Raw genomic sequence first — 25943 nt, forward strand, 5'->3', positions numbered from 1 at the left:
GAGGCCGCGTCGGCGGTTAAGCGACGGGCCGGCATTGCTATGCGGCGAACGGCGACGGCGAGAATCAGTATCTCGAGGGACCGATACGGCTCACTCGAGTCGTTCGAGCACCGCGTCCTTCTCGTAGGACAGCGACAGCGACCGCGAGCGCCCGCGGCCGTCGACCTCGGCGTAGTCGGCGTCGATCAGCCCCAGCTGGTCGAGTTTGTTGACGATCTCCGAGTAGCGCGTGTAGCCCAGTTCGGTCTCCTCGTGGAACGCCTCGTAGACGTCGCCGGCCTGCTCGCCGTCGTGGTGGGCGATCACCTCGAGCAGCGTCCGTTCGGTGCCGGTCAGCCCCGAGAGGCTCCGCGAGAGGTTGATGTACTTGGATTTCTCGTAGGCATCCTCGACGTCCTGGCGCTCGACGGTGCGGCTGGCGCGCATCTCGGCGTTCAGCCCGGCCCGGCGCAGCAGGTCGATCCCGACCCGCAGATCGCCGCTGTCGGCGGTGAGGTCGGCGACGTACTCCAGAGTGTCCCGGCCGATGACGCCGTCGTTGAAGCCGCGTTTGACGCGTTCGTCGAGGATGTCGACGATCTCGGGCTGGTCGTAGACGGGGAAGTAGACGTCTTCCGGCCGGAAGACGCTCTGGACCCGCGAGTCGAGTTCGTCGATGACGTCCAGGGCGGGGTCGGAGGAGACGACGACGACCCCGATCTTCGCGCCGGGGTACTCCTCGTGGGCCCGCAGGAGCGAGTAGAGCGTGTCCGAGGCCTCGTTCTCGTAGAAGAGGTAGTTGATGTCGTCCAAGGCGACGACGAGCACCTTGTCCTCCTCGACGAGCTTCTCGGCGATCTGGCCGAACAGCTTCTTGAACGAGATCCCCGAGGACGGCGGCTCGTAGTCGAACGTTCCCTCGAAGAGCCGCGAGAACACCGAGTACCGGGTGGCGTTGACCTGACAGTTGACGCGGATGGTGCGGACGTCGCTGGTCTGGGCGCCCACTTCGTCGAACAGCTTCTGGATGGCCGTCGTCTTGCCGGTGCCCGGCGGTCCGCGGACCATGACGTTCAGCGGCCGGGAGCCGCGCACCGCCGGCCGAAGCGCGTACGTCAGGCCCTGCGTCTGGCCCTCGCGGTGCTTGAACGTCTCGGGAACGTAGTCGATCTCGAAGACGTGCTCGTCCCGGAACACGGATTCGTCCCACGACAACATCCCCTCCTCGGGGTCGTCTGCCATCACTTTCACCCTGCTCCCGCAGCGTCTTAAGGATTCGGGCGGCCGATCCCGCGGTCGCGAGGAATCGATCGATGTGTGTGACCACACCACAATAATTAATGTTTATTATATTGACTTTCGGGCGAGGATACCGATATGACACCACCGGACCCACCGGCGACGATTCCCGACTTCCTGCTCGATCAGTTCACTGATCACTCGCCGGAGACGCTGCGAGCCATCGGCGAGTACGCCCGCGAGGAGACCTACGTCGCGCCCGAGGCGGCGGCCGACTCCATCGTCGAAGCCTTCGCGCTGCAGGACGAGGAGACGCTCGCGGCGATCGCAGGGTACGTCGACGAACTCGCCGACTTCCTCGAGGAGCGCGACGTCGATTCGCTCGAGGCGATCACCGGCGACGATACGGACGACGAGGAATCGTGGGGTCACCGGCGAATCCTGGACTGGCACAGTTGAGCGGCCGACCGGCGGGATCTCCGGCGCGGTCGACTCGACCGCACAGCCTGCTTACGCGAGTTCGACGCGATCCATTTCGCGTTCGATATCGGCTTTCGCGATCCGTCCGTTGTGGGTCATTCGAACGTGCGCTCGGACTAACCGCTCCACCTCGTCGGAGCTGCTCGAGCGGATCATGAACTGGCAGTGATCCCCCGAACACTCGAACTGGTAGGGCATATCATAGCATCGCTCGAGTATCGGGGTAGCTATTTCACTTGCATTTGCGGGAACAGGATTCGAGACCGACCCGACGGCTAGTCGAACTTCTCGAGCAGCCGATCGTAGAAGACGGGCTCCGGATCGCCCTCGCCGTCCGGCGCGCCGCCGTTCATCGCTCGAGTATCGGGGTAGCTATTTCACTTGCATTTGCGGGAACAGGATTCGAGACCGACCCGACGGCTAGTCGAACTTCTCGAGCAGCCGATCGTAGAAGACGGGCTCCGGATCGCCCTCGCCGTCCGGCGCGCCGCCGTTGGTCGCGACCGCGTCGTCTCGGGCCTCGTCGGCCAGTTTCTCGACGATCAACTCGGGGGTCGACCGCGCGAGGTGGTCCTTGACGGGCGAGCGGTTGACCTCGAGTTCGCCGTCCACGAGGCCGACCGCCTCGATGCCGTCGACGGTCACGTCGTAGTCGGCCATCTCCCGGATCTCGCCGGCGAGGTGGGAGACGAAGACGGCCGTCGCGCCGTTCTCCGAGAGCGCTTCCAGGATGCCGGCGATGATCTTCGCCGAGGCGCCGGGTTCGGTGATGCTCTCGAGTTCGTCGACCAGCACGAGCGAGCCCTCGCCGCCCTGGGCGAGATCGGCGAACTCCCGGACCGTCGACTCGAAGGCGCCCGCGTCGAGGGTCCCCTGGGTCTTAGCGTGGTAGTGGAGGTCGTCGAACCGCCGGAGGCGAACGCGCTCCGCGGGGACGGGCAGGCCCATGTGGGCAAGTACGACGACGCCGGCGACCAGATCAAGCGTCGAGGTCTTCCCGCCGCTGTTGACTCCCGACAGCAGCGCCACGTCCGAGACCGCGTAGTCGACGGGATCGATGGCCTCGAGCGGCTCGTCGAGCAGGGGCGACTGGCCGCCCTCGATAGCGAAGCCGACGGGGTCGTCGCTCTCGGTCGCCGCTCCGTCGTCTTCCGAGGCGCCACGCGCCTCGCTCTCAACGAACTCCGGCATCGTACACTCGTACTCCCGGGCGAAGCGGGCGATCGCGAGTTCGACGTCCAACTCGAGGGCGTCCCGAACGAGCTGGCGGGCCCCCTCGCGCTGGTCGGCCAGATCGGCGGCGAGCTCGCGTTTGAGCCGGCCGGCGCGGCGCTCCTTGGCCGCGGTCAGCTCCTCGCGCAGCCGCGAGACGACCGCCTCGTCGCGCTCGACCGGAAACGCCGGTTCGTCGCTGAACGCGCGGCGGGCGATCTCGCTCTCCCCCTGATCGAGATCCAGCGCGTCGATCAGGTGCTCGCGGGCGGCCTCGACGGCCGCGGCGTACTCGTCCGCGAGTTCTCGGGACAGCAGGGAGTCGACGCCGGCGCCCCGTTCGACCAGGGAGAGCAGGTCCGACCCCTCGATCGTCACGTCCTGCTCGCGGATCGCCTCTCGCAGCCGGTCGTTGGCGACGCTCTCGGCCGCGCTCGCGGCCGCGTCCAGATCGTCGACAGCCGTCGTCAGCCGGTCGAGTTCGTCGTCGCCCGCGACGGTGCCGTCCTCGTCGAGCCGCGAGAGGCCGTCCTCGAGCGCTGCGAGGTCACAAGCCGGCTCCAGAGCCGCCGCTTGATGCACCTCGACGGCCGCCTGCAGGCGGTCCCGGTTGCGCGCGAAGAAGGACAGCGGGCGCTCGGGGACGACTTCGGCGGGATTCTCGAGCGCGCCGGGTTTGACCTGGACGTCGCCCTCGAGGGTGACGCCGGCGAAGGATTCGTCGAGGGCGATCACCGTCGAGTACCCCCGCGCGAGTTCGGCCAGTCCCTGAGCGTCCTCCACGATCTCGACGGAGAGCTCCGGGATCGCTTCTTTCGCCTCGCTGTACCGCTCGGCGTCGGTCGTCGCCAGACAGCGCTCGCGGACGCGGACGTCGCCCGGGTTCCGGAGCGGCTCGAGCCCCTCGAGGGCCTCGAGCACCGCGTCGTCGTAGTCGCGGTCGATCGCCTCGCGGGCGAACGCCTGCACGTCCTCGATGCGCGAGCGGCGCGGACTCGGGTAGATCGTCTCGAGGCGCTGGGCGGCGTAGTCGGTGACGGTGCGTTCTTTCAGCAGCCCGAGGACCTCTCGATAGACCTCGCGGGCGCGGTCGGTCGCGAGGAAGCCGCCGGGGTCGTCGTGCTCCTGGCGGATCGCGCCGCGCGCGATGCGGGCGGCTCGCCCCTGGGTGATCCCCGGCGCGGTCGCGATCGTCGCGACGTCGCCCCGCCGCAGCGCGCGCTCGGGTTCGTCGAGCGCTTCCAGCGCCCGAGCGGTCTTTTCGCCCACGCCCGGGATCGACTCGAGGTCCATTGCTTCTCGAGGGTCGTATCCAACCGGAGCGAGAAAAAGCTCCCGCCCGGTTTTTGGCGACCGGCGTGGTAACTCGGTGCATGCCAACTGGGGCACTCGAGTACCACGAACGGACGAAACACTCGCCCAGAAGCGTGCGAGACCGTCACGACGCTCTGTTACTACGCCGCGGGCATCACGAAGGCGATCGAGCTTCGCAACCGGACGAAACTCTTTCGCGCCGCGGCGACCACCGGCGCGCTCTACCACGTCGATCTGTACGTCGTCTGCGGCGACCTTGAGGGACCGGGCGACGGCTCGAGCGGTGATCTCGACCTCGATCTCGAGGCCGGCGTCTACCACTTCGATCCCAGCACCTGCTCGCTCGATGTCCTCCGCGAGGGCGACCACCGCCGCGTCCTCGCGGCCGCCAGCGAGTACGATGCCGTCGCCGAGGCGCCGCTGTCGATCGTCGCGACCTCGACGTGGTGGCGAAACGCATGGAAGTACGAGGCGCGCACCGTTCGCCACGCCTTCTGGGACTCGGGGACGACGCTGGCGAACTTGCTCGCGGCCGCCCACGCGCTGGACTACCGCGCCGAGGTCGTCGCCGGCTTCGCCGACCGCCCCGTCGCGGATCTGCTCGGCGTCGATCCCGAGCGCGAGGCACCGCTCGAGATCGTCCCGATCGGCGCGGACGCGCCCGTTCCGAGTTCGGCGGCCGCCGATATCGACCCGATCGATCCCGCTACTGAACCTCTCTCACCGAACGAACGGGAGTTCCCGCTGATCCACGAGGCCTGGCAGGCCGGGACGCTCGAGGACGGCGCCGCTGCCGCTTCGTGGCGCGCTAGAGGACCGACGGGGAACCGGACGATCGGCACCCGCGACCCCGGCGACGGCGAGCGCGTCCCGCTCGAGCCGGTCGATCCGGAGACGGCCTCGAGCCGCCCCCTCCATCGAACGATCCGTCGGCGCGGCTCCTGTCGCGAGTACGAGCGCGAGCCGATCAGCTTCCGCCAGCTCTCGACCGTGCTCGACCGGGCCGTCCGCGGCGTCCCGATGGACGTGCGGGGCGGGGGCGAGCGAAGCGAGACCGGCGCCGACCCGCCGCTCTCGTTCGTTGACCCCTACCTGATCGTCAACGGCGTCGACGGCCTCGAGTCGGGCAGCTACCACTACCACCCCGACGCGGGCGAACTCGAGCGCCTCCAGTCCGGCGCGTTCCGCCGCGAGGCGAGCCACCTCGCGCTGGACCAGCGACTGGGCGGCGAGGCCGCCGTCTGCGTCTACTTCCTGACCGACTTGGACGAACTCGTCGACGCGCTCGGTGACCGCGGCTATCGCGCGGCCCAACTCGAGGCCGCCCTGACCGCGGGGCGGCTGTATCTGGGGACCTACGCCCACCGGACGCTGGGCGGGACCGGGCTGACGTTCTACGACGACGTCGTGACGGACTTCTTCGCGCCGCGAGCCGCCGGACAGACCCCGATGTTCCTGTACACGATCGGACGACCGGCCTGAGACGCTCGTCGCCGAATCGGACGGTGACGTGTGGCGGAAGCCAGCGGGAAGCGGAAACGGGCGGCGATGCGAGACGAGAGGCGAGAGCCGACCGACGGCCGACGAGGGCCGCGCGTCGGCGTCGGTGTCGCACTTTTATACGGCAGCGCGTTACCCACTCGACCATGCAGCCCAGACCGCCCTACGGTTCGTCGGCGCGGTACCGACTCGGATCGATCCCCACCCCGAACGGACGGCGACGAGAGGAGACGCATGGAGTATGAACGCACCGACGTGGTCGACCGCGTCGAACTGCTTCGCGCCTACGCGTACGGCCTCTGTATGGGCGCGGCCGACGCCCTGCCCGGCGTCTCCGGCGGCACCGTCGCGCTCCTGCTCGGCTTCTACGGTCGGCTGATCGCCGCCGTCACCGCGTTCACCCCCGGCCGGGCGCTCACCGTCCTGCGAGGGTACCGCCCCGAGCGACGCTCCAAGGCCCGGGACGCGCTCCTCGAGCTGGACCTCCAGTTCCTGCTGCCCCTCGGCGTCGGGATGGTCACCGCCGTCGTCTTCATCGCGGATATCGTCTCGTCGCTCGCGTCGTCTCACCCGGTCGCCCTGTTCGGCTTCTTCACCGGCCTGATCGCCGCCTCGGCGGTCGCCCTCTACCGGAGCCTCGAGATCTCCTCGCCGAGCCACGTCGTCGCCGGGCTGGCCGGCGCCGGGCTCGCCTTGCTGGTCGCCGCCGACATCGTCCAGCTTCCGGGCAGCGGCGGGGTCGTGATCTTCCTCGCCGGCGCCGTCGCCATCAGCGCGATGATCCTGCCGGGGATCTCGGGCTCGCTCATCCTGATCCTGCTCGGCCAGTACGTGTTCCTTTCCGGGGAACTGAGCGCGTTCGTTCGCGCGGTCGCCGACCTCGTCGGCGGCGGCTCGCTCGCGGCCGTCGTCGACCCGGGGACGACCGTGGCGCTGTTCGTCGCCGGCGGGATCGTCGGGCTCGTGACGATCGCTCGCCTCGTCCGCGCCGCGCTGGCCCGCCACCGATCGGTGACGCTGATCTTCCTGGTGAGCCTCATCGCCGGCTCGGTGCCGGCCCCGCTGCACAACATCGGCGAGACCCACGCGTGGACGGCCGAGACGATGGGGCTGACTGCCGCGGGCGGCCCTCGGCGCCGTCGTCCTGTTCGCTCGTGACGATCGCCTCGTCCGCGCCGCGCTGGCCCGCCACCGATCGGTGACGCTGATCTTCCTGGTGAGCCTCATCGCCGGCTCGGTGCCGGCCCCGCTGCACAACATCGGCGAGACCCACGCGTGGACGGCCGAGACGATGGGGCTGACCGCCGCGTGGGCGGCCCTCGGCGCCGTCGTCCTGTTCGGTCTCGAGTACCTCGTCGGCGGCTTCGATCCGGAGTAACTCGGCGGCTTCGGTCGCGCTTGCGCGCTCCGGGACGCTCGTTATTCCGTCGGCGCCCTCAGGACGGATATGCCACTCGAGAAACTCCTCGGTTCGAAAGCGACGCGGTCGCTGACGGTCGTTTCGGTGCTCTCGGAGGCTCGAAAGGCGTTCGGGCGGGGGGACCGGACTCGCGGAATCGCGCTCCTCGGCGTCGCCGTCCTCGCCTGGAAGTGGACGGTGGCCGGACTCGCCGCGCAGGGCCTTCTCAAACTCGTCCGCGGCGGTGGGCCGTCGGCGTCGGACTCGAGTCCGGCCTGATCGCGTAACCGCGAGGCCGCGGCGCTCGAGCGAGCCGTCGAGACGCCTCTCCGGGCGTAACGCCTTCCCCGTCGGTTCCCGACGGTTCCGGTATGGGAGCCGACTGCACCTACTGCGGCTGCGATATCGAGCGCCACGAGCCGGTGTTCGTCAGCGAGGGAAGCGTCGAGACGCCGCCGAGCCGGTTCTGCAACTACGGCTGTCTCGCGGCCCACATCGAGGAGGAGGGGTTGACTGCCGGGACGACCTGCGAGTGGCGGTAAGTCGATCGTCGGCGTTCGACCGACCGTCGCCGATCAACGCGATCGACGTCAGTCCCCGAAATCGGCGTCGTCGAAGTTGTCGTTGGCCAGTTCGTCGATCATGTCCTCGATCTCCTCCTGCGTGTCGTCGTCTAAGTCCTCGACCGCGCCGACGCCGTGGCCGCCGCTCTTGGCGGTCTGGAGCGCGTTCTTGTTCAGGTTGCCGTCGGGATCGACCACGGGCAGTTTCAGGTCCGTGAAGTTCTCCGGCGGGAACCCGGACGACGAGAGGATGAAGTGGTCCGCGACCTCGCTCAGATCATCGGTGTCGAAGTCCTCGAGTTGCGGCTCGTCCCACTCCTCGGTCGTCGTGCCCGAAAAGTCGGGTTCGTGCATCTCGTAGTCGGTCATGTGTGGACCTCCGGCGACCCGCGAAATCGAACTACTCCTTGCGTTCTCAACGGACTCGACGGACGCGGATCGTCGAGTCGATGAACGCGTTCGGAACGTTGTTTTAGCCGGACAGGAAACTACCGAAAGAAGCATGCGAGACGAAACCGACCGCGACGAGGTGAGTCGATGAACGAAGAGACGACTCGAGCCCTGTACGAACGATCGCTGTCGACGCTCGTCGGCGGCGTGAACTCGCCCGTGCGGGCCGGCTCCCAGCCCTATCCGGAGTTCGTCGAGCGCGGCGAGGGCGCCCACGTCGTCGACGTCGACGGGAACCGCTATCTCGATTACGTGATGGGGTACGGGCCCCTCTTGCTCGGTCACGATCTGCCCGACCCGGTTCGGGACGCGGTCGACGGGGCGGTCGACGCGGGACCGATGTACGGCCTCTCGACCGACCTCGAGGTCGAACTGGCGGAGTTCATCGCCGACCACGTCCCGTCGGTCGAGCGCCTGCGGTTCGTCAACTCCGGGACCGAGGCGACGGCCGCGGCGGTTCGACTGGCCCGCGGCGCGACCGGCCGCGACAAGATCGTCGTCATGCAGGGCGGCTATCACGGCGGCCACGAGTCGTTCCTCGTCGAGGGCGACGCAGAGCGGCCGCGCCCGGGAAGCGCGGGCGTTCCCGAAGCGTTCGCCGAGCAGACGATTCCGGTCCCCTTCAACGACGAGACGGCGCTCGCCGACGCGTTCGAACGACACGGCGACGAGATCGCGGCCGTCATCACCGAACCGCTGCTCGGCAACCGCGGGATCGTCCGCCCGGTCGAGGGGTTCCACGACACCGTCCGGGATCTGTGCGACGAGTACGGCGCGCTGTTCGTCCTCGACGAGGTCATCACCGGCTTCCGGGTCGGCGGCCTCTCGTGTGCGCAGGGGAAGTACGACATCGAACCGGACCTGACGACGTTCGCGAAGATCGTCGGCGGCGGCTTTCCCGTCGGCGCGATCGGCGGCCGCGCGTCGGTGATGGAGGAGTTCACGCCGACCGGCGAGGTGTTCGAGTCGGGGACGTTCAACGGGCACCCGGTCGCGATGGCGGCCGGCCTGGCGACCCTCGAGTACGCCGAGGAGAACGACGTCTACGAACGCGTCGACGCGCTCGGCGATCGGCTCCGGACCGGCCTCAGCGAGATCGTCGCGGACCACGCGCCCGAGTACGCGGTCGTCGGCACGGACTCGATGTTCAAGCTCCTGTTCACCCGCGACGAGTCGGTCGATGGATCCGACCGCTACCCGCGAGACGGCGGCGACGTCGACGCCGGCGACACCGAGCGCTGGCGGCGGCTCTTTCGACCCGCGATGAAAGACCGGGGGATCCTTCTGCCGCCCAATCAGTTCGAGAGCCAGTTCGTGAGCGACGCGCACACCGAGGCGGACGTCGAGCGGACCCTCGAGGCCTACAAGGACGTCCTCGCCTGACCGTCGCCGGAGTTCGAGATCGGACGCCGGACGCTCGACGCCCCACTCCATCGCGATAGCCCTTTTTCGAAGGCGATCCAAGGGCCACCGAACTACCGATGTCGTCCCCGACGATCACCGTCGTCCGCAACGAGGTCGATCCCGACTGCGAGTACCACTGCGACGCCTTAGCGGGGGTCGTCTCCGACGCCGCGGCCGACGCTCGAGCGGTCGACTACCCGGCCGGCGAGCGTCCAGACCTCGAGGAGACGGACGGCGTCGTCATCACGGGGAGTACGGCGGGCGTCTACGAGGTCGACGACCGGCCGTGGATCGCCGACCAGAAGCGGCTCGTCCGGGAGCTGGTCGACCGCGAGATCCCGACGCTGGGCGTCTGCTTCGGCCATCAGATCGCCAACGCGGCGCTGGGCGGAACCGTCGAGCGGGCCGAGACGATCGCCCGCCCGGTCGACGCCGATCTCGCGGACGACCCGCTCTTCGACGGCGTCTCGTCGGTCGTCCCGGTCGCCCACGGGGACGTCGTCACCGAACCCGGCGACGGGATGGACGCGATCGCGTCGGCCGACTACTACCCCGCGTTCGCGACGCGCCACCGGACGGCGCCGCTGTGGACCGTTCAGTTCCACCCCGAGTTCACCGCCGCGCTGCGCGAGCGACTCGAGGCGGACTTCGGCTGGACCGAGGCCGAGCGCGGGTTCGGCGACGTGAACGCGACCCGGGTCGTCGAGAACTTCGCGTCGATCGTCGACGACGCGACCGCGGCGGAGTGAGAAGCGCGTCGCAGTGCGATCGGGTCGCCGCTCGAGCGCGACTCGAGGACGACGTCAGTCGTCGCTGGTCGGGTCTGGGTTGCCGTTGCTGGCGGCGGGGTTCTCGGCGATGAGCCAGCCGTTCTCGGTCGCGCGCTCGGCGATCTGTGGCTGGAAGACCCACGCGCTCAGGGCGACGATCGGAATCATGGTGAGCCCGACGACCGCGTAGCCGAGGTGAAGGTTCGACAGGAACGGCGCGGCGAAGATCAGCGGGTAGATCGAGCCGCCGGAGGAGCCGATGCCGCCGACGAAGCCGGCCACGGAGCCCGAGTTGTCGGGGAACATCGCGGGCACCTGGGCGAAGATCGCCCCTTCGGCGAACGCGCAGCCGGTTCCGACGAGGAAGCCGGCGACGACGGCGACGTAGATGTTGCCGGTCAGGCCGGCCGCCGTCATGCCGAACATAGCGCACACGACGAACACGAGCGTCGCGAACGTCCACTGCTCGCGGTAACGGCCCGTAAACCACGGAAGGATATTCTTCTCCTCGCGCGCGACGAGATCGCTGACGTAGCCGCCGATCGGGCGGAGCAGCCCCGCCGCGATCGAGAACGTCGCCGCGAACGTCGCCGCGATCACGATGTCGCTCTGGCCGAACGCCTCGCGGTAGTAGGTGCCAAGCCAGCCGTTCATCGCCAGCTCGAGGCCGAAGGTCATGACGTACGCCACCGCGAGCACGACCGCGCCGTGGCGCGTCGCGATGTAGAGCCACTGCTCCCGGCTGACGCCCTGCTTGGTTTCCGCGCGTTTCGCGGCGCTTTTCGCCGCGTCGCCGAAGACGAAGTACAGGATGCCGATCGCGACGGCGAGCACGCCAGTGTAGAAGAACGCGGCTCGCCAGTTCGACGAGAACAGCGGTCCGGCGTACCCCTCGCCGAAGAGCCGCGGCAGGGTGAAGTACGCGCCCAGTCCCGCGCCGGCGTTGCCGATCCCGGCGAAGATCCCCTCCGCCGTCCCGAGTTCCTCCGCTTCGAACCACTCGGAGACGTGCTGGATGCCGATGACGAAGGTGATCCCCGCCAGCGAGGCGACGATCCGCGAGGCCGTAAACACCTCGTAGGTCTGCGCGAACGCGCTGACGATCGCGAAGGTACCGACGAGCAGCATCGTGCCCCCCGCCGTCACCGGCGCCCCGTACTTGTCGGTCAGCGGGCCGACGACGATCCGGCCGAGCGGCACGGCGATGACGGCCGCGCTCGAGACGATCCCGAGTTGGGCCACCGAGAGCCCGAACTCGTCGGCGATCTCGCCCGTGAAGGGGGCGAAGGAGAACCAGATGACGAACCCGAGGTTGAACATCGCCGTCGCGAGGATCAGGTTCTTGTACTTCGCGGGAATCATGCGGCTCCCTCACCCCCGTTCGCCGAATCTCGGCCTGCGTGTGACTCGCGTGCTGAGGTCAGATTTTGAGTACAATCGTTTTCTTTCTCCCGGATACGGATGTTGGACGAACTCATATTCTGAATTAGACTGGACGTCTGATGCTATAAAAGCGTATTTCTTAGACGAACTCAATACTAGTGTGGAGTAGCTATCGGACTAAACCCCCTCTAGGACTTCATCGAAGTCAACGGATAGTCGGGAGAATACGAAAGATTAAACTAAAAACGGAAATATGTCGACGGATATCGCTACGTAACTCGCGAAGAGAAAAGCTCGCCCGCCAGCGACTCACTCGTCTAAGTGTTCGATACCTTTCTTCGAGACGTTCGCCTCCGTGATCTCGCCGGGCATCCAGTCGGGCTTGTCGTCGGGAGCCGTCTCCTCCCACGCCCAGCCGTCGTAGATGTGGACCTTGTCCGTTCCCTTCTCCCGTAACCTGAGCTCGACGCGTTCCGCGGCGTCCTCGCTCGAGCCGGGCTCGAGCCGCCGGGCCGCCTTGAGAGCGGCCTGTCGCGGGGTGTTTCCGGAGAAGACGCTCGATTCTTCGCCGTCCGACTCGCGCAGTGCAAAGTTTCGTTTCCCGTCTTCGCGTACCATAAGTTTCGCCTCCGTGTCAATCCAGCACACGATCCGACATAAAGATATCCCCCAAAACCGACCGACTGCGGCGGTATCTTTAAGTAAGTAGCTTCCGCCAGTGTACCGCACTACCCGGCGGACGACTCCAACGATGCTGACGGTTCCGTCCCCTGGTTTCACCGCTCGTTCGGTCATTCGTTGAGGCGTCGAAAACACTTAAGTATATCCTACGGCGAAGTTCGGGATAGAATCCCGCGATGGTACGGAAAAAGAAGCTGAGTCCAAGCGGTGCCAAAGACGAAGACGGCAACTATCACAACGTCCATCTGAACCTCCACGAGGACGAACTGGCAGTCGCGGGCATGGATATCGGCGACGAGGTTTTCGTCCGCGTCCGAGACGGCAAGATCATCATCCAGAAAGCCGACGAGGAAGACGTCGAACACGAGTTCTGACTCCGCCGCGCTCGCGTCGCGGCCGCGCAGCGTACGTCCCAGCGTTGCTCGGGAATTCGAGGCGCCGTCGATACTACAACTGCTGTGACTGTCGCTTCGCGCGGCGATCGGTTTCCGCGTGACTACCGAATCACGTTCGCTCCGTCAAATGCGTCGCCGACCGCGAATCCGGCTTTCGAGCGCAACTCGATGAGCTAACTTCATCAGATTGCCGCTCTCCTATATCCAATCATAATATTCGGTTAGTTTCAGAACTGTACGGTTGATTGGATCTTGTTCGGTTCTTATCGGCCGAAACGACTTATAATATCCAATTACAATCACGCTCCGATATGAAACGGAGACGGCTACTTGCCGGAGTCGGATCGGTGTCGACGCTCTGTATCGCCGGCTGTACGGGTTCGGAGGATTCGCCGAACGGTGACGGCGATGGAACCGGAAACGGCGGGCAATCGAACGGCGACGAGGAGACGACGGGGACGGCGGAGACGGTGGTCGTTGAATCGGGCGATTCGATTCAGCATGCGATCGACGAGGTCAGTCCGAACGGAACCGTCGAGGTGCGGTCGGGGACGTACGTGGAGTCCCTCGCGGTCGACAAGAAACTCGTGCTCACCGCTCCGGACGGCGCGGCCCTCGACGGCGTCGACGCCGACGGCGGTTCGGCCATTACGGTGTCGGAGTCCGGCGTTCAGATCGAAGGGTTCGAAATCTTCGATTACGAGACCGCCGGGATTCGTACCTCCGGCGATCCCGCCGAGATTTCGATTACTGACGTCGAGCTATACAATATCTCGGGAGCGGCACTCCAGGTTACCGCCGAGACCGTCTCGCTCGCCGACGTCACCCTCGAGGACAACGGCGGAGCGGCCAGTATCGAAGCGTCTGCCGACGGCGACGTGACGGTACGCAACAGCAACTTCGTCCGTTCTGCTGCTGGTGGACTCACCATCGCCGGCGGGAAGACGGTCGTCCTCGACGGCGTCGAAGCGCTGCAAAACGGCGGGACGGGCATCAGCGTCGGCGGCGGGAACGTGCGCGGACAGACGGTCGAGGTCACGGGCGTGACCAGTTTGGAGAACGGCGGGAGCGGGCTCTCCGTCACCGGAACGCGGGGGGACGATACCGTGACCGTCGAGACCGTCGAGGCCGTCGATAATTCGAGCTACGGCGTCGATATCGCGGCCGAGTCCGTGGACGTGACCGGCCTCGATCTCCGGGAAAACGGGACCGGAAGCGGGCTCTCGATCGAGAGCACCAGCGACGGCGACGTGGCGGTACGCGATAGCGATGTCACGCACGACGGCGGATACGGGATTCGCGTCGCCGGCGGGAAGACGATCGAAATCGAAGGGATCGAACTACTCCAGAACGGGAACGATCAGCTCCGCGTCGAAGGCGGAGACGTTCGCGGACAGACGGTCTCCGTTCGCAACTCGTCGATGACCGAGAACGAGAGCGGTAACGGTCTCTCCATCATCGGAACGAGCGGCGACGATACGGTCACCGTCGAGAACGTCGATTTCGTCGACAACTCGTATCACGGCATCGATGTCGCGGCCGAAACCGTAGACATCACCGGCGTCGAGGTACAGAGCGGCGGGGCCGCGGACAGCGGTATCTCGATCGAAAGTTCGAGTAACGGCGACGTGACGGTGCGCGATACCACAGTCACCGATACCGAGCGGGAAACGACGACGAGTTGGTTCAGCTCCAGTGTCGACGAGTACGGCTACGGGATTCACGTCGTCAACGGCGAGACGATCGAGGTCGAAAACGTCGAACTGCGCCGGAACGAGGGGACTCAACTCAATATCGAAGGGAACGACGTTCGCGGACAGACGGTCGACGTGCGCAATTCGTCGTTCATCGAGAGTGCGAGCGGAGACGGCGTTCGCGTCCTCGGTACGAGAGGTGACGACGAACAGACGGTTACGAACTGCGTCGCCGAGGACAATTCTGGCCACGGATTCTCCCTCGGTGCGGAAACGGTCGTCATCGAGGAAACGTCCGCCGGCGGGAACGGCCGCGGCTCGTTAGAGTTGACCACGATCACCGAAGAGGAGGCGACGATCCGGAACAGCTTCTGATTGAGTCGCGGTCTCCCTTCGCCTTCGACCGCGCACTACTCGTTTTCCGTCGATCGATCGTCCTCGAGCGAGAATCGGAGTCGGCCGAAACCCGATCGTGATCGGCGGTCGTTCGCGGACCTACCGTAACGCCTCGAGGTCGAACTCGAAGGCCGCGACGGGCACCTCGAGGTCGTGCTCGACGAGCACCTTCGGATGGACCTCGCCGATGACGCCGACTTCCTCGCCGTCGATGACGACGGCTGCGGTGCGACCCGGGATGAAGGTCGGATGATCGGTCGGCGGCGTCTCGAGGTCGACGTCGAAGTTCTCCGCGAGCGCCTGCAGGCGCGCCTTGGCGTCCTCGTAGCCCGCTTCGTGGCTCGCGAGGACGGCTCCGACGTGGCGGTTCTCGCCGACGCCGGTGTTCTCGCGCTCGTCGACGCGGGCCGTGAAGCCGATCTCCGAGAGGTGCTGGGGGTACGAGCGGTGGGTGTTGCGCTCTAAGACCATCAGCAGCGAGGGCATGGTCCAGGTCCGCAGCATGGTGTAGTCCTCGCTGTAGGCCTCCTTGATGGTCGCCGGCTCCCCGGCGCCGTACGCGTCGCTCCCGGGCTCGATATCCATGCGCTCGTAGTTCTCCGCCTCGTTGATCATGTGGAAGTTGAGGAGGTCCTCGAAGCCCAGCCCGACCAGCTGGGTGCGCGCGGCGCGCTCGAGGCGGGAGCGCTCGTGGCGGCCGCCGACGGTCCCCACGTCGGGATAGGTCGGCTCGAGGTCGTTGAAGCCGTAGGCGCGCCCGAGGTCGTCGATGACGTCCAGCGGGTGGAGGACGTCGACGCGGTAGGGCGGGACGGTGACCTCGTAGACCAGGTCTCCGTCGTCGTTCTCCTCGCGTTCGGCCTCGAGGCCGGAACGCTCGGCGAGGTCGATCACTTCCTCGGGGTCGAGGCCGATGCCGAGGATGGTCTCGATGCGGTCGTGGGCGACCGTCTTCGTCTTCGTCGAGAGGTCCGGCCGGACGATCTCGCGGTCGGGGTATTCAACTTCGACGTCCTCGAGCGTGGCCCCGCGCGCGGCCAGCGCGTAGCAGACGATGTTGAGCATCTTGTCGATCGTCCACTGGTCGGTGCCCGTCATCTCGACGAACAGGTCTCTCGAGTCCGTCGAGACCTCGGTCCGGCGGCCGTTGATGACCGGCGGGAACGAGAACAGCCCCAGATCGTCGTAGATCGCGGGGTAGCGCTCGTACTCGCTGACGAGGTCGGCGTAGGTCTGGCCGGTCTGGTGGTCCTCGAGGACCTCCGCGGGCGTCATCTCCCGATCGGAATCGAGGGGGACGAACGTGTCCTCGTCGGGCTCGAGCCCGACGTACTCGATCGTCGGCGCGCTCTCGTCCGTGGCGGACCGCCCCTTCAGCATCGTCAGGTCGTGGATCCCGATCGCGCCCTTCGCGCGCTTGCGGCCCATCGTCGCGTGGAGCTTCTCCTGCAGTTGGATGAGCGACTCGAGGGCCTCCTCGTCGAGATCGACGTCGCGGATCACGGCGCCGGTCACGTACGGCCGCTCGTCGGGGACCGACTCGTCGACCTCGATGGTCCAGTCCGCCGAGTTCGTCGAGGGGACGTGGACCCCGCGCGAGTCGCCGTAGTGGTAGCGCATCGAGCGCGCCACGCCCTCGACGGAGAGCCGGTCGAGGCGGTCGGGCGCGAACTCGAGTTCGAACTCGCCGTCCTCGGTGCGCCCCTCGAACTCGAGGCCGAGGCCGAACAGGTCGTCTTTGAGTTCGTCGTCGCTCTTCTCCTCGCGACCGGTCAGGTCGCGCAGTTCGTCGGGATCGATGTCGACGGTGGGCATCAGTAGGTCACCTCAGCGTTCCGCAGGAACTCGAGATCGGCGAGCGTGCCGTGGAGGTCGCGGATGTCCTCCGCGCCGGTGGTCAGCATGGCGAGTCGCTCGAGGGCCAGTCCCCAGGCCATGACGTCGCAGTCGACGCCGAGCGGCTCTAACATCTCCTCGCGGAAGATGCCGGAGTTACCGATCTCGATCAGTTCGCCCGTCGTGGGGTGGGTGCCGAACAGCTCGAAGCTCGGTTCGGTGTAGGGGTTGTAGTGGGGTTTGAATTGGATGTCCTCGATGCCGAACTGGGCGTAGAACTCCTCGAAGGTGCCCATGAGATCTCGCACCGAGAGGTCCTCGGCCATCACCCAGCCCTCGATCTGGTAGAACTCGAGCAGGTGGGTCGCGTCGAGCGTGTCGTTGCGGTAGGCCTTCTCGACGCTGAAGAACCGCGCCGGCGGCTCGATCTCGCCGATCTGGGTCCCGGAGAGGTAGCGCGTCGACAGCGAGGTCGTGTGTCCGCGTAACGCGAGCGCGCGGGCGAACTCTTCGTCCCACGGGGAGTGGTAGCCCTCGCTGTCCTCGCCCAGTCCCTCGCGGTGGACGCGCTCGACGTCCGCGACGAGGTCTTCCGGCAACTCGTCGATGTGGCTGGGCTGTTCCATGGCGAAGCGGTCCCAGTGGGTCCGCGCCGGGTGGTCCTGGGGCATGAACAGGCAGTCGTTGATCCAGAAGTCCGCGTCGACGTGGGGGCCGTCCATCTCCTGGAAGCCCATCCCGACGAGGACGTCCTTGACGCGCTCGGACATCTGGCGCAGGACGTGGACCGTCCCGCTCTCGATCTCCTCGGCGTCGGCCTCGACGTTGTACTCGGCGAACTCGACGTCCTCCCAGTCGCCGTCTTCTCGCGGCCCCTGGCCGCTCGAATGGTCGGCGAAGCGTTGCTTCGCCCAACTGGTCAGCAGTTCGGGCGTCACCTGTCCGACCGTCTCGGCGGTCTCGATGCCGGCCATCAGCTCCGTGACGGCGCGGTCGGTCAGACGGATCTCGCGGACGGTCGACTCCCGGCGCTCGAGCAGGCCGCGACGCTCGAGCTGGTCGAGCGTCTCCGAATCGACGGCGACGCTATCGACGGCCGCCTCGTCGGCGCCGGAAAGCGTCTCGAGCGCGTTCGCCTCGGCGTCCGCCGACGGATCGGCGTCCGCATCGGCCGTGATCTCGCCGCTGTCGATCGTGCCGTACCCCTTGCGGGCGTAGTTCGAGAGAGCGATGTCGACCCCTGTACCCTCGAGTCCCGAGGCGCCGATGACTCGCCCCATCTGGACGGCCTCCTCGTCGGCGCCGGCCTCGAGGGCGGCCTCGTAGAGCGCGATTTCGGGTAGTTCGTCGCTCGCGTAGTCGGCGCCCTCCTCGGTGAGCGCCACCGTTTCGTCGACGCGTTCCTCGATTTCGACCAGACCCTCGTCCTCGAGCTCGAACGCCGCCCCGGTGACGGTTTCGGGCGGGAGGTCGGCTCGCTCGGCGAGCGCGTCGACGGACGTTGCTTCGTCCGCGCTCGCGGCCTCCAAGACCGCGACCTGTTGTGCTGGAAGTTGCATTCGCTTGTTCGTATGGCTGCGTGTCGGTCAGTTAGCGGTTCCGATACCATACCGCCCGCCGGATCGTCCGGGCGGGCGCACAGAACGGCCGGTTTCGCCGCGAGCACCCGTTACGGTCGCTCGCGGCTCCACTGGTCCGGGTTCACCGGGCGAAGAAGAAGCCGAATCCCGATCGCAGTCGCTGTGACTGTTCGGCGACACCGCCACCGTCGTGGGATTCGGTTGCCATACGCGATTAGACTCAGTTCCGAGCCAAAAACGTTGTGATACGATCACTCACACCACGACGCGGCCACCGTGACTCGGCGATCCGACGGCGCTCCCGCTCAGTCGTTCGAGAGCCGCGTCGTCTCGAGGCGGCCGCTGTCGACCCACTCGAAGCCCGACTGCTCGGCGCTGGCCGTCGTCTCGGGGACGGCCGCGGGATCGAACTCGTCGGCGAACTCGATACGCGTCTCGCAGGGGCCGCTCGCGGGCAGTTCCGGGAGGAAGTCGTCGTCCTCGAGGAGCCCCTCGACGTCGACGGCGCCGCCGGCGCCCAGCGCGACGCCGAGCGCGCGGTAGCGGTCGTTCTCCGTGGCGAACGCCTCGCCCGCGCCGAAGGAGTCGTTGGTCACGCGAGTCGTCTTCGTGGTTCCCGAGAGCGTGCCGAACCCGTCGTCAGACGAATTATCCTCGTCCTCGGTCTCGCTCTCGTCGTCGCCGTCGGTATCGCATCGATCCTCTCTCCCCGCCGCTCGCTCGCGCTCCGTCTCGAGGATCGAATCGGCGACGTCCCGCGGCGACGCGCCGGCGCTCGAGTCGTCGTCGCGAACCCGCGAGACGGTCGGCGACCCGCCCCGGAGTTCGAGCCCGCCGGCCGCCGTCGACGGCGCCGACGTGGCTGTCGTCGATTGTGACTCCCGAGCCGACTCGCTCGCGTCGGTCGGGGTGTCGTCGGTTCGTGGCGTCGAGGGGCGTTCGAGTTCGGGTTCGGCTTCGTCGATGAGCGACGCGACCGAGTCCCGCCCGTCGTCGGACGCCGCCGCTTCCGTCTCGACGGCGCTGGCGAGGGGACCCGAGCGCCGTTCGGCGCGCTCGAGCGCCCACGTCGGCCACGGATCCGACTCGGTCGCGTCCGCCGGGTCGATCCCGCCGTCGGGGTCCTCGGGCACGTACGCCTCGAGGTCGTGTTTCGGCAATAGTGGCCGATCGAACGCCGAAATCCGCTCGCCGTAGCGATCGCGAAGCGCCTCGAGCTCCCCGTCCTCGACCAGCGCGGCCCGCCAGCGGTCGACGCCCGCTGAGAGGAGGACGACGGTCGCGTCGGTGCCCGCGAGCAGGCGCTCGTCGACCGCCCGCAGGATGGCGGGCAGGTTGTCGTCGGCCAGCGGCGTTCGCGGGTAGGCGACCGTCGCCTCACGTTTGCGACCGTTCGGATCCGTCGCGGCGAGTTCCAGCCGGTCGCGGCCGTTCTCGGTCGGCCCCGTTCGCGTCCACTCGAACGACCAACCGATCGCGTCGAAGACGGCCTCGAGTTCCCGTCCCAGTGCCCGCTGGGCGTAGCGCGCCGAGCAGGTCAGCCCGCGGTCGCTCCGGCAGACGAGCTGGCGCACCGTCGCCGTCCGGTCGCGCGCGTCCGCGAGGACGTCCGAAAGGATCGACTCGAGGGTGCGCTCCTCCTGACCGGGCGGGACCGCGGTGCGGTACTCCCGACGCTGGGCGCGGACGTCGTCGGGCGTGACGCCGAAGGAGCCGAGGACGTCGGCGCAGACGACGACGTCCCGGTCCGGATCGTCGGCGCGACCGGTCTCCATCGACGCGGGCTACACCGCGACCCCGGATATGCTTTCTCCTGAACTCGAGAAAAATCAGTGAGCGGACACCAGTCATCCCCTGTCACCGCGGGGCCATCTACTATCGTCGACGCGGCGACTCGAGTTCGATGTCCGTCTCCGCGAGCAGGTCCTCGACCTCCTCGCGTTTCTCCTGGTGCTCCTCGAGGAACTCTCGCATCAGCTGGGCGGCCTGCTCCTTGCAGTCGCCACAGAGTCGCTCGCCGCTCGTACACTCGTCGTAGACGCGCTTGGCGAACTCGTCGTCGTCGCCGGCCAGCAGGTAGGCGTAGAGTTCGTAGACGGGACACTCGTCGGCCTTCCCGCCCTTCTCGCGGTGTTCCTCCGCGGTCTCGCGGCCGCCGGTCGAGGCCGCTTTGACCTTGTCGTAGCCGTCCTCGGGGTCGTCCAGTAGCGAGATGTGGGAGGCGGGAATCGAGGAGGACATCTTCCCGCCGGTGAGGCCGGTCATGAAGCGGTGGTAGATCGACGACGGCGGGCGGAAGCCGTAGCCGCCGTTGTCGACCTCGATCTCGCAGGCGAGCTCCTCGGCCTCCCCGCGGTCGAGTTCGAAGGCGTCGACGTGACTCTCGTAGACTCGTTTCTCGCCGTCGATGGTCTCGACCAGGGCGTCGAAGGCCTCCTCGGTCGCTCGCCGGTCGAAGAAGCGCGTGCGGGGTCGCAGCGGTTCCATGCCGCCCTCCTCGAGCTTGGTCAGCACCGAGTCGAGGACGCTCGCGTCGACGTCGAGTTCCGACAGCGGCGTCTCCTCTAACGCCTCGGCGACGTGGACGCAGCGCAGCGTGTCGTCGTCGAACGCCTCGGGCTCGAGTCGCTCGTAGAACGCCGCGACCAGCGCGCGCTCCTCGTCCTCGAGTTCGAAGCTGGCGTAGGCCTCGGTGACCTTGAAGAAGCGCATTCGCTCGGCTAAGTCCCGCGCCAGCCGGACGTGGGGGTCCTGGTCGGGACCGACGGGGATGACCGTCGGCTTGGGCTCCTCGAGTTGCGGGTAGAGGATGTCGGCCATCTGGGTGACGACCGACTGCATGTGCGAGACGTCGGTCTCGCCGTCGAAGCCGTAGATCGCCTGGAACTCCGAGAAGTTGGCGTCGGCGCCCAGTTCGAAGGCGAGGTCCTGCAGTTCGCGGTTCTCGGACTGGCGGTAGAGTTCGCCCTCCTCGGGGTCGAAGCCGAGCGCGAGCAGGGAGAGCAGGTAGTCCCGGGCGTGCTCGTCGATCTCCTCCCAGGACATGCCGCGGGCCGAGTTGGCCTCGAGGTCGGCGATCAGCCCGTAGGCGTCGGCCCCCTGCTGTTGGTGCCAGATGATCTCGTCGAAGACCAGCTTGTGGCCGATGTGGGGGTCGCCGGTGGGCATGAACCCGGAGAGAACGGCCGCGGGTTCGTCGTTCTGTAAGGCCTCAGCGACCGGCCGGTAGTCGCGGTGGCCGAAGATGACGCCCCGCCGCATCAGGTAGTGCGGATTCGGGACCTCCTCCAGGACCTCGTCGAACTCCTCGATGCCGAACTCCTCGAACAGCTTGCGGTAGTCGGAGACGCTCGAGGATCCCCAGGGGTCCAGTGCAACGTCATCGGCACCAGCTGCTCCCCCGTCGGTACGGGGTTCTGCAGTCGTCGATTCCCCTGACTCGGACTCCTCGAGTGGGTCGTCTCCGGTCATTAGATTCGTCTTGGCGCGCCAGTTCGCAAAAGCCTTCGGCTTCGCGGCGGTATCGCGCCGAATCGGGAATCGATCTGCCTCGCACACTCACCGTTTCGCTCGCTCGAACCGTTTTCGCAGGCGACGGGATACCGCGCGTACAAGAATACCGCGATCCGGCGACGAGTATCGTACGACCGAACGATCTAGACGGACGATACTGGCCGCCGGAGCGGCGGCCCTGACCGTCCCAACCGAAGCGAGTGATCCCGTTCGACGGAACCTGCTAGAGTAAAGCGACGCCCCGACGAACGACGCGATATGCAGATCCGAGTGTTCGGCCGGGAGTGCGAGATCGACGACTCGAGGATCGACGCGGACGCGGAGGCGATCAGCGAGCGGGTCCGCGAGTACGAGGCCGGCGAGCGAACGACGTTCGACCTCGAGATCGACTATCCCGACGGGTTCACGGGCGACGTCATGCGGGCGATGGAACGGATTCCGGCCGGCGAGACGCGAACGTACGGCGAGGTCGCGGCCGCCCTCGAGACGGCGCCGGTCGCGGTCGGACAGGCCTGCGGCCGCAACCCGATCCCCGTCGTCGTCCCCTGTCACCGGATCGTCGGCGCCGACTCGCTGACCGGCTACGCGGGCGGACTGGAGCTGAAACGACGGCTGCTCGAGCACGAGGGGGCTTCGATTCCGGGCGAGGCGTAGGTCGGCGTTCGTTCGGTGTGTGATCCGCTCGAGCGGTCCGCGAACCGTTATATTCGCTCCCCGTAACGTCCGCGTATGGTCGAGTTCCCGATTCTGACGGACGGCGACGTCTACTCGCAGTTCGACTACGAGACCGTCGTCGACGCGATGCGCGACGCGTTCGCCGAACGCGCCGCTGGGACCCTCGAGGCGCCGCCGCGCTGGTACGTCGAGGCCGGCGAGGGCGAACTCGTCTTCACGGTCGGCGCCGCGACGGGACCGACGAACGCCGCCGGATTCCGGGTTTACGAGACCCACGGGTCGGGCGAGGACCACACGCAACTGGTGGTCGTCTTCGACGCGACGACCGGCACCGTCGAGGGGCTGATCGTCGGCCACGCGACCGGTAGTCTCCGAACGGGCGGGATCGGTGGCGTCGCGATCGACTGTCTGGCCCGCGAGGACTGCGAGACGCTGGGCGTGCTGGGCGCGGGCGTACAGGCCCGAACGCAGGTCGGCGCGGCCTGTGCGGTCCGGGACTTCGACGAGGTACTGATCTACAGCCCAACGCCAGAGAGCCGCACGGCGTTCGCCGAGACGGCAGCCGAGGACGTCGAACCGCCCGTCCGTGCGGTCGACGATCCGAAGCCGGTCGTCCGCGAGGCCGACGCGCTCGTCTGCGCGACCGACAGCACCGACCCCGTCTTCGATCCGGACTGGCTCGAGGCCGGAACCCACGTGACGACCATCGGCCCGCGTTTCCGAGACGCTCACGAACTGCCCCTCGAGGTCGTCAACCGCGCCGATGTCATCGCGACCGATTCGCTCTCGCAGGTCGACGCCTACGACCGCGAGTATCTGGTCTCCGGCGACGACTACGACCGGATGGTCGAACTCGCCGACGTGCTCGAGCACCCGGACCTGGGTCGGACCGACGCCGACGAGATCACGCTGTTCTGTTCGGTCGGACTCGCGGGAACGGAGGTCGTGCTCGGGACGCGATTTCTCGAGGACTTCGCGTAAGTCCGTTGGAACGGCTCTACGCCGTTCGATCGGCGGCCGCCCGCAGTTCCTCCAGTCGACCGGGTTCGACCCCGGCCAGCACGACCGCCGCGAAGACCGTCTCGTCGTCGGGACGGGGCGCGTCGCCGCCCAGCACGCCGGTGCCGCCGACGGTCGACTGCAGCGCCCGCCGGCCCTCGGCGATCGCCTGCCGGTTGAGCCACGTCGGCGGGCCGCCGACGACTAACAGCCCGCGGGCGGCCGTCTCGGGGTCGCACTCGAGGGTGAGCTTCCCGTGGATTCCCTTCCGGACGACCGTTTCCACGGCGCTAACCGCTTCGCTCGTCTCGACGTCCCGATCGGTCGACAGGAGTCCGAGCCCGAACCGCGAACTACTCGTCTCGACGTCCTGATCGCCGTAGCCCAGTGCCACGATCGCCGACTCGTTGCCGAGGATCCGCTCGACGTCGCTCGCGTCGATCACGTTCTGGGCGACGGGCCCGTCCGACGCACCGCCGCCGGCGAAGACGGCCGCGACGCGACCCGCCAGCTCCCGATTGCACCGGTCGCGAGCGTCCGACATCGTCTCGCCGGGGCGGAGCCACGCCTCGTTGTCGAAACAAACGATGGCGCTGGCCAGCCCCTCGAGGCGCTCGAGCGTGGCGACCGCGTTCGATGCCGCGTTCGGTCGCGGCGGCTCGTCGCTCCCGGCGGCCGCGGTCGTTCGGGAGTGCGGTCCGGTATCCCCGGCGTCGGCGTCGGGGTCGAACTCCCGGTCGGCCGGCAGCGTCGCGAGCACGTAGACGGGCGCGTCGTACTGCCGTTGCAGCGCGGCGACGAGTGCGGGCGCCGTTCCGCCGCCGGTCGCGCCGCCCAGGCCGACGGCGACCAGAAACGCGTCGGCCTCGCCCGGCGTTCCCTGATTCAGCGCCTCGAGCAGTTCCTCGGCGTGTGTCTCGCCCGTCTCGAACCGTCGCTCGAGGTCGTCGTCCGCGCCGATCCCGGTGCCCTGTCCGTACCGGTGGCGGTGCGATTCGGGAACGACGGTTCGCCGGAGCGTCGCCGCGTCGGTGTCGAAGACGTAAACGTCCGTCAGAAACGAGTGGTCCGCCGGCTCCGCGGCTCGGATCGCGTCGGCGATCCGACAGCCCGCGCCCCCGACGCCGATCACCTCGAGTTGCATACCGGGATACTCGGCCGAGGGGTTTTCACGGTTGCGCTCGCTCGAGGCTCAGGGCGTCAGTCGCTCGAGGGACCACCAGTCGACGCCGCCGGCCTCGTCGACCAGCGCGAACGCCATCGTCTTCCGGACGCCGTGGGCCAGCCGAACGTCCAGCGCGAGGTCCCGCGGTTCGAAGACGTAGTCGTCGGGGTGGACCCGGATCAGCAGCTCCGAGTGGCCCAGGTTCTCGACGGACTCGACGTCGGCGTAGGTCCGGAAGTCCGCACCGAACTTGTAGCCCGTCTTCGGGACGACGCCGCGTTCGCGCAGGGTGGTGTAGACCGCCAGCCGCCGGTCGAACCGTTCTCCCTCGACCTCGCGGCCCCGCTCGCGGACCGCCGTCGGCTCGAGGGCGATCGCGCCGCGCTCGGCGAGATAGGCCGCCTCGAGCAGCGAGCACTGCAGCGTCGGCTTGTCGTACTCCCGTCCCTCGAGGGGCTGGCCGTAGAAGGCCGACTCGTAGAGGTCGACCGGCGGCTCCCAGACGACGACGCGGTCGGCCAGCAGGTCGGCCTCGCAGCCGTCGGGAAGTGTGGCGCCGGTCGTCCCCGACGGGTCCCGCCGGGAGACCTCGAAGTAGGTGATTTCGCTCTCCTCGTCGACCACCGCGAGGACGCCGGCGGTGAGTTCGCCGGCCGGGACGTCGGTTCGCTCGCCGATCACCCGGAGGGCGTACTCGATCTCGCCGTCGCCGGGCCCTTTTCCGCGCGGGAAGACCGCGAAATCGGCCGGCTCTTCGGGCGGATCGGCGACCCACGGCTCCGACGCCGGCGAGAGGTAGAACCCCCGCGAGCGCAGGTCGGCGTAGACGAGAAATCGCACGCCGAACTTCCGGCCGGGCTCGCGGGCCACGAACGCCCGGAAATCGAGTCGTTCGCCCGAATCGTCGACGACCGCCTCGAGATCCCCGCGGTAGAGCAGGTGGGCCGCCTCGACCGGTGCGAGTGCGATCTCGTTGCCCTCGAGCGGATAGCCGTACCCCCGGGAATCGTGATAGCGCTGGCGCGCGTCGTCGCCGACGCGAACGACGCCCGCCGCCTCGTCGAACCGCCCCTCGAGTGCCATAGCCGAGGTTTGACGGTCGGGGACTAAGGGGCTGCGGATCGATTCCTCTTCGTCGTTCGTCCCAGTGAGTACCGGTGGTAGTGCGACGAGCACCTCGAAAGCCCCCGATTCGCTCGAGTCGGAGGACTCGCTGCGCGCTTCGACGCTCACTTCGATCGCCTCTGCAGTGCTTGCATCGTCCGCCTTCCCCGAGCGAATCGGCCCCTTTCAGTCCCACCCACCGCAGCGCCGGT

23 protein-coding genes and 1 pseudogene are annotated in these 25943 nt (G+C 67.6%); 12 read left to right on the forward strand and 12 right to left on the reverse strand.

From position 1 onward, the window contains the following. Positions 1-90: 90 nt before the first annotated feature. Positions 91-1221 carry an ORC1-type DNA replication protein gene (locus HTZ84_RS18295; protein WP_174681994.1) on the reverse strand — a complete coding sequence of 377 codons (1131 nt, stop codon included), beginning with the start codon at positions 1219-1221 and terminating at the stop codon, positions 91-93. A 135-nt stretch (positions 1222-1356) separates the two neighbouring features. On the opposite strand from HTZ84_RS18295, the gene HTZ84_RS18300 reads away from it, so the two are divergent. Then, positions 1357-1677 (forward strand): hypothetical protein, encoded by a 321-nt coding sequence (locus HTZ84_RS18300; RefSeq protein WP_174681995.1) that lies wholly within the window; start codon positions 1357-1359, stop codon positions 1675-1677. A 51-nt stretch (positions 1678-1728) separates the two neighbouring features. Here HTZ84_RS18300 and HTZ84_RS18305 read toward each other — a convergent pair whose 3' ends face one another. Both HTZ84_RS18305 and HTZ84_RS18310 read right to left on the reverse strand, forming a co-directional pair. Next, positions 1729-1896 (reverse strand): DUF1059 domain-containing protein, encoded by a 168-nt coding sequence (locus HTZ84_RS18305; protein WP_174681996.1) that lies wholly within the window; start codon positions 1894-1896, stop codon positions 1729-1731. A 222-nt stretch (positions 1897-2118) separates the two neighbouring features. Continuing rightward, complete coding sequence (locus HTZ84_RS18310) at positions 2119-4203, reverse strand: MutS-related protein (RefSeq protein ID WP_174681997.1); 2085 nt, start codon at positions 4201-4203, stop codon at positions 2119-2121. Positions 4204-4389: 186 nt separating this feature from the next. On the opposite strand from HTZ84_RS18310, the gene HTZ84_RS18315 reads away from it, so the two are divergent. The 5 genes and pseudogenes from HTZ84_RS18315 to HTZ84_RS18335 all read left to right on the forward strand — a co-directional run bounded on the left by HTZ84_RS18315 (position 4390) and on the right by HTZ84_RS18335 (position 7665). Further along, positions 4390-5706 (forward strand): SagB/ThcOx family dehydrogenase, encoded by a 1317-nt coding sequence (locus HTZ84_RS18315; RefSeq protein ID WP_309138890.1) that lies wholly within the window; start codon positions 4390-4392, stop codon positions 5704-5706. A 252-nt stretch (positions 5707-5958) separates the two neighbouring features. Further along, positions 5959-6895, forward strand: a pseudogene (locus tag HTZ84_RS18320) (DUF368 domain-containing protein); the annotation flags it as partial. Between the two features lie 45 nt (positions 6896-6940). Further along, the gene (locus HTZ84_RS18325) at positions 6941-7102 is read left to right on the forward strand and encodes a hypothetical protein (RefSeq protein WP_455429277.1); all 162 of its coding nucleotides are present in this window, start codon (positions 6941-6943) and stop codon (positions 7100-7102) included. 69 nt (positions 7103-7171) lie between these two features. After that, complete coding sequence (locus HTZ84_RS18330; RefSeq protein ID WP_174681999.1) at positions 7172-7402, forward strand: hypothetical protein; 231 nt, start codon at positions 7172-7174, stop codon at positions 7400-7402. 92 nt (positions 7403-7494) lie between these two features. Further along, the gene (locus HTZ84_RS18335; protein ID WP_008893447.1) at positions 7495-7665 is read left to right on the forward strand and encodes a hypothetical protein; all 171 of its coding nucleotides are present in this window, start codon (positions 7495-7497) and stop codon (positions 7663-7665) included. A 48-nt stretch (positions 7666-7713) separates the two neighbouring features. Here the strand turns inward: HTZ84_RS18335 and HTZ84_RS18340 are convergent, their stop codons facing one another. After that, complete coding sequence (locus HTZ84_RS18340) at positions 7714-8055, reverse strand: hypothetical protein (protein ID WP_174682000.1); 342 nt, start codon at positions 8053-8055, stop codon at positions 7714-7716. Between the two features lie 168 nt (positions 8056-8223). On the opposite strand from HTZ84_RS18340, the gene hemL reads away from it, so the two are divergent. Both hemL and HTZ84_RS18350 read left to right on the forward strand, forming a co-directional pair. Next, positions 8224-9519, forward strand: coding sequence for a glutamate-1-semialdehyde 2,1-aminomutase (gene hemL / locus HTZ84_RS18345; RefSeq protein WP_174682001.1), 1296 nt, complete (start codon positions 8224-8226; stop codon positions 9517-9519). A gap of 98 nt (positions 9520-9617) precedes the next feature. Then, complete coding sequence (locus tag HTZ84_RS18350; protein ID WP_174682002.1) at positions 9618-10289, forward strand: type 1 glutamine amidotransferase; 672 nt, start codon at positions 9618-9620, stop codon at positions 10287-10289. A 54-nt stretch (positions 10290-10343) separates the two neighbouring features. Here HTZ84_RS18350 and HTZ84_RS18355 read toward each other — a convergent pair whose 3' ends face one another. Then, a complete protein-coding gene (locus HTZ84_RS18355; protein WP_174682003.1) occupies positions 10344-11672 on the reverse strand; it encodes an MFS transporter in 1329 nt (442 codons plus the stop codon). A 330-nt stretch (positions 11673-12002) separates the two neighbouring features. Continuing rightward, positions 12003-12311 (reverse strand): non-histone chromosomal MC1 family protein, encoded by a 309-nt coding sequence (locus HTZ84_RS18360; protein WP_012944734.1) that lies wholly within the window; start codon positions 12309-12311, stop codon positions 12003-12005. Positions 12312-12550: 239 nt separating this feature from the next. Between HTZ84_RS18360 and HTZ84_RS18365 the strand changes: the two genes are divergently transcribed. Then, positions 12551-12748, forward strand: a complete 198-nt coding sequence (locus tag HTZ84_RS18365; protein WP_006111025.1) for a hypothetical protein — start codon at positions 12551-12553, stop codon at positions 12746-12748. A gap of 332 nt (positions 12749-13080) precedes the next feature. Beyond that, a complete protein-coding gene (locus tag HTZ84_RS18370; RefSeq protein ID WP_174682004.1) occupies positions 13081-14838 on the forward strand; it encodes a right-handed parallel beta-helix repeat-containing protein in 1758 nt (585 codons plus the stop codon). Positions 14839-14958: 120 nt separating this feature from the next. Here the strand turns inward: HTZ84_RS18370 and pheT are convergent, their stop codons facing one another. From pheT to HTZ84_RS18390, 4 genes are all read right to left on the reverse strand, one after another. Further along, entirely contained in the window at positions 14959-16674 is a 1716-nt protein-coding gene (pheT, locus tag HTZ84_RS18375) for a phenylalanine--tRNA ligase subunit beta (RefSeq protein ID WP_174682005.1), read from the reverse strand. Beyond that, positions 16674-18254 carry a phenylalanine--tRNA ligase subunit alpha gene (pheS, locus tag HTZ84_RS18380; RefSeq protein ID WP_174682006.1) on the reverse strand — a complete coding sequence of 527 codons (1581 nt, stop codon included), beginning with the start codon at positions 18252-18254 and terminating at the stop codon, positions 16674-16676. The genes pheT and pheS overlap by 1 nt, the downstream gene beginning before the upstream one ends. A gap of 326 nt (positions 18255-18580) precedes the next feature. Continuing rightward, positions 18581-20050: a hypothetical protein gene (locus HTZ84_RS18385; protein ID WP_174682007.1), complete on the reverse strand. Its 1470-nt coding sequence runs from the start codon at positions 20048-20050 to the stop codon at positions 18581-18583. Positions 20051-20150: 100 nt separating this feature from the next. After that, positions 20151-21746, reverse strand: coding sequence for a tryptophan--tRNA ligase (locus tag HTZ84_RS18390; protein WP_174682008.1), 1596 nt, complete (start codon positions 21744-21746; stop codon positions 20151-20153). A gap of 300 nt (positions 21747-22046) precedes the next feature. Here HTZ84_RS18390 and HTZ84_RS18395 point away from each other — a divergent pair, with 300 nt between their 5' ends. Both HTZ84_RS18395 and HTZ84_RS18400 read left to right on the forward strand, forming a co-directional pair. After that, positions 22047-22442 (forward strand): methylated-DNA--[protein]-cysteine S-methyltransferase, encoded by a 396-nt coding sequence (locus HTZ84_RS18395; protein WP_174682009.1) that lies wholly within the window; start codon positions 22047-22049, stop codon positions 22440-22442. Between the two features lie 75 nt (positions 22443-22517). Beyond that, positions 22518-23444, forward strand: a complete 927-nt coding sequence (locus HTZ84_RS18400; RefSeq protein WP_174682010.1) for an ornithine cyclodeaminase family protein — start codon at positions 22518-22520, stop codon at positions 23442-23444. Between the two features lie 16 nt (positions 23445-23460). Here the strand turns inward: HTZ84_RS18400 and HTZ84_RS18405 are convergent, their stop codons facing one another. Continuing rightward, positions 23461-24606: a tubulin/FtsZ family protein gene (locus HTZ84_RS18405; protein ID WP_174682011.1), complete on the reverse strand. Its 1146-nt coding sequence runs from the start codon at positions 24604-24606 to the stop codon at positions 23461-23463. Positions 24607-24654: 48 nt separating this feature from the next. After that, positions 24655-25710 carry a tRNA-intron lyase gene (gene endA, locus HTZ84_RS18410; protein WP_174682012.1) on the reverse strand — a complete coding sequence of 352 codons (1056 nt, stop codon included), beginning with the start codon at positions 25708-25710 and terminating at the stop codon, positions 24655-24657. Positions 25711-25943: the final 233 nt, after the last annotated feature.

Source organism: Haloterrigena gelatinilytica (genome assembly GCF_013342145.1).
Lineage (GTDB): Archaea > Halobacteriota > Halobacteria > Halobacteriales > Natrialbaceae > Haloterrigena > Haloterrigena gelatinilytica.